We start from the raw sequence: 12,560 nt of genomic DNA on the forward strand, positions 1-12,560 counted from the left end.
AAAACCAAAGCTTTATTAATACTAAAATAAATATATATATTTGATCCCTATCTTAGGTTTTAAATTTTCTCATTTTTGAAATTTTAATGCAGGTAGTAATATGAATATAAACAAAGAATCTATTAATGGTTTTTTAAAACAATGCGAAAGAGTACTAAGAGTCTCAAAAAAACCAGATGCTGAAGAATACAAAACCGTAGCAAAAGTAACGGGAATAGGAATCATCATCATCGGTGTAATAGGATTCATAATAGCTTTAATATCACAACTATTATTCTACTCTTAGATATTATTTAACAAACCATCCAAAAAATAAAAAAGAAAAACAAATATTATCTTTTAATATTTAGAAGAAGATAAGATGAACACATCTTAAAATACAATGATGAAAGTGAAAATATGTTTTACGCAATGAGAGCAGCAATAGGACAAGAAAAAAATGTAGCCAGCCTACTAGCACAAAGTGTAAAGTACGAAGACCTCGGAATAAAAGCAATTTTATCACCCGAAGGAATGCAAGGATACATTTTTGTCGAATCCACAGAAACATTAGATATGAGGCATCCTGCACTTAAAGTTCCTAACTTGAGGGGTTTAGTCGAAGGTGACATGGCTTTTGAAGAGCTTCAAAAATTCTTGAACCCTGAACCAGCAATGTCCAACATCCAAAAAGGAAGCATTGTAGAATTAACATCAGGACCATTCAAGGACGAAAAAGCAAAAGTAGTCAGAATAGACGAAACAAAAGAGGATGTTGTGCTCGAATTAATCGAAGCAGCAGTACCAATACCAGTTACCGTGAAGGGTGACCAAATCAGATTAATACAAAGGGAGGCTGAATAGTGGCTAGTCAAACTATTGAAATCCTAGTGGAAGGTGGAAAAGCCACACCAGGACCACCATTAGGTCCAGCTATAGGTCCATTAGGTATTAATATGATGCAAGTTGTTGAAGAAATCAACAAAAAAACTGCTGATTTCAGCGGAATGAAAGTACCAGTCAAAATAACCGCAGACATGGATACAAAAGACTTCGAAATATCCATAGGTACACCACCAACCACAGCACTAGTTATAGACGAACTAGGCATATCCGGTGGATCACACGAACCAGGTACAGAAGTAGCAGCTGATTTCACAGTTGAACAAGCATTTAAAGTTGCAAGAATGAAATTCGATGACTTACTTGCAAACGATTACAAACATGCAACTAAAGAAGTAGTCGGTACATGTGTAAGTATGGGAATTAACGTAGAAGGTAAAGACGGTCGTGAAACCCAAAAAGACATCGACAATGGTGACTATGACGACGTATTTAACCAATAAATACAATTCATAGAATCATGTTCTGTAACGTATTAATTATTTAATGATATTAATCAATTAACGATTAGGCTTTAAATATAAAAATTTTATACAATGTACATGTTACATATTTATTACACGTTGAACTACGATTTATACCAAATCTAGTTCTTTGGAGGAAATTGAATGACACAAGTTATTGAAGAAGCAGTGAAGAAGGTTTTAGAAGAATCAAAACCGAGAAACTTCACACAGTCTATTGATGTGGTCATAACCATCAACGATTTAGACGTAAACAAACCAGAAAACCGTTTAGATGAAGAAGTGCTTCTCCCTAATGGACGTGGAAAAGATGTTAAAATTGCATTTATTGCTGAAGGTGAATTAGCATACCAAGCTGAACAAGCAGGTGCAGATTTAGTAATAAACAAAGAACAATTAGAAGCTTACGGTAAAAACCGTGCAGAAGCTAAAAAAGTTGCAAACTCCTACGACTTCTTTGTTGCACAATCTGACTTAATGCCAACAGTAGGTAGATTCTTAGGACCAGTATTAGGACCAAGGAAAAAAATGCCAAAACCTATACCAGCAAGTGCAAATCCTGAAGTTATATTAGGAAGATTAAAAAGCACAGTAAAAGTAAGAGTGAAAGACCAACCTATTGTACAATCTATTGTAGGATCCGAAGATATGACTGAAGCACAAATTGCTGAAAACGTGGATGCTATATTAGATGTACTTGATCGTAACCTTGAAAAAGGTCAAAAACAGATCAAGGCTTTATACATAAAAACAACAATGGGACCTGTAACGAGGGTGATCTAGATGCCACATGTTGCAGATTGGAAAAAAGAAAAAGTAGCTGAACTAGAAGAGTTAACTAATAATAATGAAATAATCGGTATTGTAAACTTAGCTGACATCCCAGCACGTCAATTACAAACCATGAGAAAATCTTTAGGAGACAAAGCAATCCTAAAAATGTCTCGTAAAAACTTCATTAAAATCGCATTAGATAACGCTAACAAAAATGTTGAAGGTTTAGCAGATTACCTTGAAGGTCAACCAGCAATGGTCTTCACAGAAATGAATCCTTTCAAACTATTTAAAATCTTAGAAGATAGTAAAACGGAAGCTCCAGCAAAAGCTGGTGCTATCGCTCCAGCTGATATTGTAGTTCCAGCAGGAGATACATCTTTCCCACCAGGACCTATCCTCGGTGAATTACAACAAGCAGGAATACCTGCAAAAATTGACAAAGGTTCAATTGTAGTTCAAGAAGATGCAACAGTTGTAAAAGAAGGAGAAGAAGTTCCTAAAAAAGTAGCAGATGTTTTATCTAAACTTGAAATTCATCCAATGGAAGTAGGTATGGACTTACTAGCAGTTTGGGAAGGAGACACAATATATACTGCAGATGTGCTAAAAATTGATGAAGAAGAAACCATTCAATCAATTCAAACCGCATATCAAAATGCTATTAACTTATCAGTTAATGCAGGTATAGCAAACAGCGAATCTGCTCCATTACTCATACAGAAAGCAGCAAATGAAGCAATGAACTTAGCTGTAAATGCTAATATATTAACTTCTGAAACAACTGATAAAATATTATCTAAAGCATATGCTCAAATGTTAGCAGTAGCATCATTATTATCAAGTGATGCATTAGACGATGAATTAAGTGAAAAACTTAACTCAGTCCCTGCACAAGCAGCACCTGCAGATAATACAGAAGAACCTGAAGAAGAAGAACCTGAAGAAGAAGAGGAAGAAGAAGTATCTGCAGCAGCAGGTCTTGGAGCTCTATTCGGATAGACTCTTAAGGTACTAGTAAAGGAAAAATTTCAAATCTTAATAGCAAATTAAGATTCATTAACAAAGATATAAAAGAAAATAATTGTATTAATTACAATAAACATAATATAAAATTAAAAGGTGTATTAACATGGAATACGTATACGCAGCATTATTATTAAACGCAGCAGAAAAAGAAATTAACGAAGAAAACGTAGCAGCTATCTTATCAGCAGCTGGAGTAGACGCAGACGATGCAAGAATCAAAGCATTAATCGCATCATTAGAAGATGTAGATATTGAAGAAGCAATCGCAACCGCAGCAGTAGCAGCAGCACCAGCAGCAGCTGCAGCACCAGCAGCAGAAGCAGCTGAAGAAGAACCAGAAGAAGAAGAGGAAGAAGAAGAAGCAGAAGAAGAAGCTGCAGCAGCAGGTTTAGGTGCTTTATTCGGATAAGTAAATTATCCAAACCCTTTTCTTTTTATCTTTTAAATAAATTAACCACCCAATAAAATAATAATCATTTTTTTTACCAAATAAAAAATATTTATAACAAATACTCAAATATATTCCTATTTTGTTCTAGGATCCTGTTTTATCTCATTCAACTTTAATCTTCTTTTTAATATTAAATAGTAATATTAAAAATATTCATCTAATTAATTAAGTTTATTAGCATCTAATTATAAAGCTTTTAAATCATATTAAATCAATATGCTTTTTTTAAACTTATGAACACTAAATTTAATACATATAATAAATAAAATAGTATTGTTCATGAAATCTTTTAATTAGAGCAAATTTATTTATAATTTATATAATTATTTCTAAAAAAAATATTAAGGTAATTATTTCATTTTTTATAAATTAAAAAAAATAATCAATTCATGGAATTTATGTGAACTAAAAGAAAAATAGGAGGAAAAATAGGTGACACACAAGAAAATATTTCTTATGATATTAATTATCACAATCATATCAAGTATTGGTATAGTAAGTGCTACAGACATATCTGATAACGACACCACAACAATCTCGGATCAAACAACACATACCACTGAAAACACTATAGAAACACCAGCAAAAACAATAAACAAGAACACGCAAACAAGCACAAAACAAGCAACACAAACAGTCACAAACTACCAGGAATTATATGATAACTTGACAAGCCAAACGGCTGAAGAAGACACCACAATCACACTTGGTGGTGAAGAAGAAACATACACAATCACTAACACAATAACAGTTAGTGAAACAATAAAAAACCTCATAATAGAGGGTAATGGAAAAACTATTGATGGAAATAATAAGTTTCAGTTCATAAATATAAAGCATCCATCAAACATTATAATTAATAATTTAACTGTAACTAGATGTAATTCATCAGGTATTTATGGTGGAGCTAGTGCGACAAGCAATTCTCTTTCCCTTTTATAATCAGTATAATACAATTATACGTTGTATTATTAGCCTAGTTATGTGGGCTATTCTCGCCCGAAACTGCATCAACTGGCAACGGATGATGTGGGTTGCATGAGGGTAAACGCCTAATCACACTCCTAATATCCATGGATGTGTGGGCTAGAGAAAGACTAATATTGGCTAATGATGAATGAACTCTTATAAGCGTCGTAACCATAGGCAGTGGGGAAGGATATTACATTACCCATTGTTTTGCAAGCAGGCAATGCATACTTTGCTCATATGCATTTAGCATAACCCATAGGCTTGTCGGCGTAATGGGAGAGCCTAAGTTAGTCGTAACTGAAAGAAGAGAAACTTGGTAAGCCCTACTTTGACCCACAATTAAGTGTGTGTGGGGGGACTACGGTGTGAACCGGTGTTCCTAAACCTAGTAGGGTAAGGGATGCTAAGAAAGCTAATGACCACATTAGTCGTTAAGACAGTAGGAAATTAAAGGGATATAATAACTACGTGGTATATGCTGACTTTAGCAGGTGTATATAACACAGGTAACTATATCAATTATAACTATAGAGGTGTAAAACTTTATGTCGAAGGATGTTTATGCAGATTTGAGCCAAAATTGTATTTTGGAGGATGCTAAACAGAAAGAGTCCGATTATACTAGCGAATGGAATTCTATTCCATGGCAGAAGATTGAACGGAGCATTTATAAGTTACAATGTGATATAGCTTGTGCCGAAATCAGAAAAGAATATAGTAAAGCCAAACAATTACAAAGATTATTGTTAAATAAGGATTCCACAATTCTGTATGGTATTCGAAGGGCTACCATTTTAAATAGTGGCCGTAGAACACCTGGAATTGATGGGATGGTGCTTAGGTCTCATCCTGAGAGAATGGCTTTATACTATAAGCTTAAATCTATGAAATTAAAGGAATATGAACCTTTACCAGTGCGTAGGGTTTATATTCGTAAATCAAATGGTAAAATGCGACCGTTGGGTATACCGACCATTATTGATCGTGTGTATCAGACTGTCGTTAATCTTGCCCTTGAACCACGTGTAGAGGTGGGTTTTGAACCAACAAGTTATGGTTTTAGACCAATGCGCAATGCAGGACATGCAATCGCACGCATACACCACTTCACAAAAAGAGGTAATCGGTCTTGGGTATTTGAAGGTGATTTCAAGTCATGTTTTGATACTCTTGACCATGACTGGATATTAAAGCAGTTGGGTAATTTCCCTGCTAAGAATATCATAGGTAAATGGCTTAAAGCAGGTTATGTACATAATGACATGTTTGATTTAACCGATATGGGTACGCCACAAGGTGGAATAATCTCGCCAACACTGGCAAATATAGCCCTAACGGGACTAGATGAAGCATTAGGAGTAACCTACAAGAAAGTAAAAGCTAGAAATACAGTTACTTATAGTAATCAGTCAAGATATGCTATGATACGATATGCAGACGATTTTGTAGTACTATGTAGAACAAAAGAAGATGCAGAAGAAGTATACTCTTTGATTGAACCATACCTCAAAGAACGTGGTCTTAAATTAGCAGAGGATAAAACACATATAACACCATTAAATAAGGGTTTTGATTTTCTCGGATTTAACATCAGAGAATACCCAACACAAAATGGTATTAAAGTGCTTATTAAACCTGCTAAGGACAGGATTAAAAGGCTTAAAAGTAAGATACGAGAATTGTTTCTAAAATATCGTAGTAGTGGAAACATTGACGAGCTAATTGGAAAACTGAACAGTCTAATAATCGGCACTGCCAATTACTGGAAACAAGCAGTAGCCCAAAAAGCGTTCAATGACATTGATGACTACGTTTGGAAATTAACGTATCGATATCTTCGTAGACAACATCCTAACAAGTCATGGGATTGGATTAGAGATAGGTACTTCAAAGAAGATTATTATCATAAACATGATGATAATTATATACTTACTAGTCCAGAAAATCCTAGCATACAACTTGTTAAGATGAAATGGGTGCATATACACTATGCACACATAATTAAATACAATTGCAATCCTTATGACCCTGAATATAAGGATTACATAAGGAAAGCTTTTAAGAAAACACCGTTTGAATGTCTTTACAACAAAGGCAATTAATAAAATAACATGGATTTATAATTGATTTCGAGATAAAGAATACGCTTGAGCCGTATGTCTTGAAAGGGACACGTACGGTTCTTAGGAGAGAAGGGAAGAGTAATCCTCCCGACTTATCCGACTATTCCAGAAAGATGGAAATTTAACAATTAACAATTCAGTATTCACATTAAACCATGCAAACACGAGTATAAGATCAGATTATGGTGGTGCAATTGCTGTTAATAATTCTAATTTAAATATAATAAATTCAAGTTTTGAATCAAATATGATTTCTCTTGAAAAAACACCCTATGAGTCTGAAGATGGTGAATTACATGTTACCAGTTTGGGTGGAGCTGTATATTTCAATGGAACAAACAATAATCTTAACATAGTTGATTCTAATTTCACTTCTAATGGGTATGCATTATTTGATGTTGATTTTAATTATGACTATTCTGATGACACCAATGATTTGATGTCCGGTGGGGCTTTATATATAGAAAGTAATGCTAACACGAGCATAGTTAATTCAATATTTTATAATAATACAGCTGCTGAAGGTATGGGAATAACTTATAGAGGACATGAAAATAGTCATCTTTTAATTAACAATACAGTATTTGATTTACAGCATAACCCCCTAATGGGAGTAGGTGGTGGATTGTGTGTAGATGAAAATGAAGGTAGTATCATTATAGATAATAGTAATTTTACATCAAATTATGTGTTTGAATCTGCAGCAATTTATTATTTCGGTCAAAATAAAAGTTCGCTTGAAATAATTAATTCAAATTTCGAAGGTAATGGTTATAGTGAACAGTATGATACTACTGTAAACTGGATTATGGGTATTAACTCTTATGGTTATGTGTTAATGGCTAATAATACATTTAAGGAAAATCTAGTTTCAAGTAGTTCAGTTATTGAACTTGATGGTGCTAATATTAGTAAATTTATCCTAGATAATAATACTTTTGATTCTAACTATGCACGAGACTACAATTGGGGAACTTATGTATTAAACGTGTATGTTTGGGGTGAAGCAGTTGTTAATAATTGTACCTTCAAAGGAGACGATGGTAAAAAAATAAATGCATTATCTTCTCGTAATTCGAATGTTAATTCTACTTTATTGATTAATAACACCAAGTTTTATTTAGTGGGCAGTATTAGAAATGATCAATCTAATAGTGTTCTTTATATAAATCGGGATGGTAACATCTCTGTAACAAATTGTGATTTTATTTCAAATGAAGGAGATAATATTGGTATAATTACTAGTGCTGAAGGTAATTTATTATTAGAAAACAATACTTTCGATTCTAATAAAGCAGAGTACAATGGAATAACTATTAGACGTTTTTCTGCAATATTAGAATATGATCCGGTTAATGATGAGTATAAAGAAACATATTATAACTGGACTTGTAAAACAAAAATTATGAACAACACTTTCACAAATAACACCAGTAGTAATGGAATCTTAAATTATGTGGGTGTTGGAAATAATACCTTGGAAATAGTCAATTCTGAATTTAGTTCAAATGATTTGTCAAATAGAAGAGGTGATGGTGGAGCGTTATGTATACTAACTATGGGTAACACATCCATAACAAACACAACATTTGATTCAAACACTGCTGATGAAGGTTCTGCATTTTATTGTTATGCAACTAATAATAGTAATCTTGAAATAACAGGTTCTGTATTTAGAAATAATGGTGATGATAGTAGTGGTTCTGGTGGAGCAATTTACATGAAAACTGATGGTAATGTTGTCATTAATGATTCTAAGTTCATATCAAATATTGCTGAAAATGGTGATGCAATAGATTTTTCAAGTGAAACTTGTGGTTCATTAACTATTAATAATTCAGAATTCATTTCAAATGGTAAAATAGGATATGATATGGAAGATGGTGCAGTGATTATTTCAACTGTAGGTAATGTATCTATAGATAATAGTTATTTCAGTAAAAACTATGCAGAATCTATTTCCACTATTGATTTTGATGGAAATAATACGAATCATATTAATATTACAAACTCAATTTTTGATTCAAATGGAGGAGATAAGTATAATCCATCATCCAATACTATGAGTATAAATAATGCAAATTTCTTTATGAATAATTTGACTTTCCACAATAATTCTGCAATCAGTGGAGGAGCATTCACAATATACAAAGCAAATGGAATAATAAAAAACTCCAACTTTACAGATAATTTTGTAAACAATGGTTGTATAGAAAGTTCTGACAGTAATTGTACTATTATTTCATCCAATTTCATTAATAATAAATTATATGAAAGTGAATATGATCATGATGGTTCTGGTGCTGCTATAAATAATCATCAGAGTAATATAACAATCAATCAGACAAAATTTATTGGAAACGGCTTTGACAGTAGCCCAAATGGTGAAAATTCTTGTGGAGCCTTTTATAATTATGGAGGAAACTTATATATAGATAATAGTCAATTCATATCCAACATTGCAGCTGAAGACGGAGGAGCAATATTCAGTGCTGGAAGTTACTCTCAAGATGATACTGAAATGGTTATAACTAACACTTTATTTGAAAATAACACTATTCTCTCCATAGATGGTTCTGGAGGAGCTATCAGTGCAAATAATAAGAAAACAGTTATCGACAATTGTACATTCATTTCAAATCATGCAAATAATTCAAAATATAGTTATGGTGGAGCTATCAGTGCACCAAACTATGAATATAAAAATTACGAATATTTCAATGTTACAAATTCAGTTTTCATAAACAACACACCATCCACATTCATCATTACAAACGGAATGATTGAATTAGATCAAAAAGATAATTATGTTCCAAATTACGCTAATATTCTTATTTTCGTGAATGCTGAAGAAGAAGGAGTAAGATGTGAGTTAGTAGAAGATAGTCAGACAAAAAAAAGTTATATTACAGGTTATCATATTGATGGAGACAATTATGCTTATAAATTAGTAGTCAATCAGACAGAAGATGCAGAATTATACAATATAAATAAATTTTACAACAATGTATACATTATGCAATTACCTCATGATTACACACTAAGCGTAAATGTTACCACCCCAGTAAAATGGGCAAACAACACCACAATTAATGGTAAAATGTATTATACTAAAAATGATGGAACAGAAGCAGTATTAAGTCAAGAAGAAGTTGAATTATATGTTAACGGCAATTATATAACATCAAATTTAACAAATGAAAATGGTGAATACCAGTTTAATTACACAGCAAACATAATAGGAACACAAAACGTTACTGTAAAATTCCCAGGAAATTCATACCTAGGATCAATAACTAACACAACCAGCTTTGAAGTAGAACAATTAGAAACAAAACTAAGCATCTACGCAAACAATACAACATACAATGAAAAAACAAACATAACCTGCATACTACATGATGAAAATAATATACCAATACCAAATGCCAACATAACATTATATGTTGATTTAGAACAAATTAATAAAACCACAGACGAAAACGGAACATTCACAATAGAATATGAAGCAAAAAATGTTGGAGACAATTATATAATAGCATTCTATTATGGAGACTACTCCCATAAAGACACATTGAATTCAACAACATTCCACGTAAACAAGTTAAACACATACATAACAGTTAATGCAGAAAATACAACCATAGGAAACGAAATAACAATAACCGGTAAACTAACCGACAATGAAAACAATGCAATAGCCCATGCAACAATAATACTATTCATTGACGAAGAAGAAATAAAAATAAACACAACCACCGATGGTGAATTCACATACAAATACACAGCAGTACACCCTGATGAAAACTATGTGGAAGTATTCTATGAAGGAAACGACACATACTCCGATAGCATAAACTCAACCACATTCCATGTTGAAAGAATAAACACAACAATCAAAGCAGAAATCACAAATAAAACAGTTGGAAACTTATCAATTAAAGTAAACATAACAGGCAATGACACTAAAAAAATTACGAACGGAACCGTAATAATATATGATGAAACAGGTCAAATAGTAACAGCACACAACATAGAAGACACAACAATAATAACAATCACCAACATAACCAGTGGAACATACACATACAATATAACATACCCTGGAAACAAAACATACAACCCTTCAAGTACCATGAAAACAATAACAATAAAACCAGAAGCAAAAATAACAATAGAAGTACAAAATAACACCGAAGGAAACGTTATAATCGAAATAAACGTAACAGACGAAACAGGTAACCCACTAACAGAAACAGAAGTAAACATAACACTACCAAACGGAACCAACACAACACTAAAAACAAACACCGAAGGAATAATAACAGTAACAGATACAAACAGCACACCAGGAGAAGCAACAATCAAAGCAGAAATCACAACAAATGATGAAATAGAAGGAACAGAAGCAGAAAAAACATTCACAATAGAACCAAACTACCAGAAAATCATCGACGAAATGAACAAGACAATACAGGAACAGAATCAAACTATTCAGGAATTAGAAAACATTATAGATGACTTAAATAAAACCAGTGTAATAACAGCAATACCAGACAATGGTACAGTAGGCAACTCCAAAGTTGCAGTAACATTAAATAACAAACTAGGAAATCCTATAGCTAATGCTCCAATAACAGTCAAAAACAGCAAAGGAGAAACAATAGGAACAGCAACAACCGACGAAAATGGAATAGCAGTAATACCAGTAGATACAAAAGCAGGAACAGACAACATCACAGTATCCTACTCAGGATCAAAAGATTATAAACCTGCAAGTACAACTGTAACAACAACCACTAGCAAAAACAATGTAACAGTAACAGTAGACCCAGTAAACGGAATAATAGGAGAGAAAATCACACTAACTGCACATATAACTGATACAAACGGCAACCCTGTAAGTGGTGGAAACCTTGTATTCAAACTAAACGGTAAAACACTAAGAACCGATGGCAGATTTGACAGCAACGCAACAGCACAGAAATTCAAAGTACAAAACGGAGTAGTAACTGTTACAATTACTGCCGATCTTTACTTAAGAAACATTAAAAACTTAACCGCTAGTTACAGTGGAAGCTACAAATATAATGAAGCTAAAAGCAGCACAGTAACTGCTCAAATCAAGAAACGAGATGCTACAATAACTGTCACAGCAAGTCCTAAATCACAAAAACAATATCAGACAATAACATTCACTGCAAAATTAACAGATAAAACACCAAACACCAAAAACACAACAGCAATGAGCACAAACACAAAAGTATTGTTCAAAATCAATGGTAAAACAATCAAGGACAAGAACGGTAACAATCTACTAGTAAAAGTAACTAACAATACTGCTACTTATAAATACACTGTACCTGCTGGTATGGGTGGTGTAACCAAAGAAGGTGCAACACGTAACTATGATGTCGAAGCAGTACTAGTAAGTGATACTTACTATCCTGATACTAGAGGTACAACCACTTTTAATGTGCAAAGAAGTCCTGTAACAATCAGTTTATCACAAGTAAAAGTAAACAAAAATAATCAGATAAGCATACAAACCAGTATCAAAGATTATAAAGGAAACAATGTAGTTGGAACCAGTACTATTGCAGTAAAAATCAATGGTAAAACATACACTAATCCTAGTACGAACAAAACACAGCAATTCACAGCAACAGATGGTAAAGTAAACTTAAATAATATTCAAGTGTCTAAGGATATTAAGATTAAAAAGGTTATGATTGTTACTGGTGATAGGCAGGCTTATCTTGGAGCTCGTAATGAAACAAGTAATATAGTTAAGGTTTAATTTTTCTTTAACTTCTTCTTTATCTTTTTTTTTGTTTTTCTGATTTTTTCTGGGGTAATGACTAT

General features: G+C 32.9%; 9 protein-coding genes. All 9 read left to right on the forward strand.

Annotated elements, in window-relative coordinates:
* Positions 1 to 100 precede the first annotated feature (100 nt).
* Positions 101 to 286, forward strand: coding sequence for a protein translocase SEC61 complex subunit gamma (locus tag PXD04_RS20225; protein WP_323736615.1), 186 nt, complete (start codon positions 101 to 103; stop codon positions 284 to 286).
* A 113-nt stretch (positions 287 to 399) separates the two neighbouring features.
* Complete coding sequence (locus tag PXD04_RS20230; protein ID WP_323736616.1) at positions 400 to 843, forward strand: transcription elongation factor Spt5; 444 nt, start codon at positions 400 to 402, stop codon at positions 841 to 843.
* Positions 843 to 1,325 carry a 50S ribosomal protein L11 gene (locus PXD04_RS20235; RefSeq protein ID WP_323736617.1) on the forward strand — a complete coding sequence of 161 codons (483 nt, stop codon included), beginning with the start codon at positions 843 to 845 and terminating at the stop codon, positions 1,323 to 1,325. Before PXD04_RS20230 ends, PXD04_RS20235 begins: the two co-directional genes overlap by 1 nt.
* A 165-nt stretch (positions 1,326 to 1,490) precedes the next feature.
* Positions 1,491 to 2,129, forward strand: a complete 639-nt coding sequence (locus PXD04_RS20240) for a 50S ribosomal protein L1 (protein ID WP_323736618.1) — start codon at positions 1,491 to 1,493, stop codon at positions 2,127 to 2,129.
* Positions 2,130 to 3,122 carry a 50S ribosomal protein L10 gene (locus PXD04_RS20245; protein ID WP_323736619.1) on the forward strand — a complete coding sequence of 331 codons (993 nt, stop codon included), beginning with the start codon at positions 2,130 to 2,132 and terminating at the stop codon, positions 3,120 to 3,122.
* Positions 3,123 to 3,252: 130 nt separating this feature from the next.
* Complete coding sequence (gene rpl12p / locus PXD04_RS20250) at positions 3,253 to 3,558, forward strand: 50S ribosomal protein P1 (protein WP_323736620.1); 306 nt, start codon at positions 3,253 to 3,255, stop codon at positions 3,556 to 3,558.
* 474 nt (positions 3,559 to 4,032) lie between these two features.
* Positions 4,033 to 4,542: a hypothetical protein gene (locus tag PXD04_RS20255; protein WP_323736621.1), complete on the forward strand. Its 510-nt coding sequence runs from the start codon at positions 4,033 to 4,035 to the stop codon at positions 4,540 to 4,542.
* Between the two features lie 575 nt (positions 4,543 to 5,117).
* On the forward strand, positions 5,118 to 6,674 hold the full coding sequence (gene ltrA / locus PXD04_RS20260; RefSeq protein WP_323736622.1) for a group II intron reverse transcriptase/maturase: 1,557 nt from the start codon (positions 5,118 to 5,120) through the stop codon (positions 6,672 to 6,674).
* 268 nt (positions 6,675 to 6,942) lie between these two features.
* Positions 6,943 to 12,495 carry a hypothetical protein gene (locus tag PXD04_RS20265; RefSeq protein WP_323736623.1) on the forward strand — a complete coding sequence of 1,851 codons (5,553 nt, stop codon included), beginning with the start codon at positions 6,943 to 6,945 and terminating at the stop codon, positions 12,493 to 12,495.
* The last annotated feature ends 65 nt before the right edge of the window (positions 12,496 to 12,560 follow it).

Origin of the sequence: Methanosphaera sp. ISO3-F5 (assembly GCF_034480035.2) — an archaeon.
GTDB lineage: Archaea > Methanobacteriota > Methanobacteria > Methanobacteriales > Methanobacteriaceae > Methanosphaera.

Bases quoted from the DNA above. Each gene is read 5' to 3' on its own strand.
- PXD04_RS20240 (WP_323736618.1), top strand. From the start codon at position 1,491: ATGACACAAGTTATTGAAGAAGCAGTGAAGAAGGTTTTAGAAGAATCA.
- ltrA (WP_323736622.1), top strand. From the start codon at position 5,118: ATGTCGAAGGATGTTTATGCAGATTTGAGCCAAAATTGTATTTTGGAG.
- PXD04_RS20245 (WP_323736619.1), top strand. From the start codon at position 2,130: ATGCCACATGTTGCAGATTGGAAAAAAGAAAAAGTAGCTGAACTAGAA.
- PXD04_RS20230 (WP_323736616.1), top strand. From the start codon at position 400: ATGTTTTACGCAATGAGAGCAGCAATAGGACAAGAAAAAAATGTAGCC.
- PXD04_RS20265 (WP_323736623.1), top strand. From the start codon at position 6,943: ATGATTTCTCTTGAAAAAACACCCTATGAGTCTGAAGATGGTGAATTA.
- PXD04_RS20225 (WP_323736615.1), top strand. From the start codon at position 101: ATGAATATAAACAAAGAATCTATTAATGGTTTTTTAAAACAATGCGAA.
- rpl12p (WP_323736620.1), top strand. From the start codon at position 3,253: ATGGAATACGTATACGCAGCATTATTATTAAACGCAGCAGAAAAAGAA.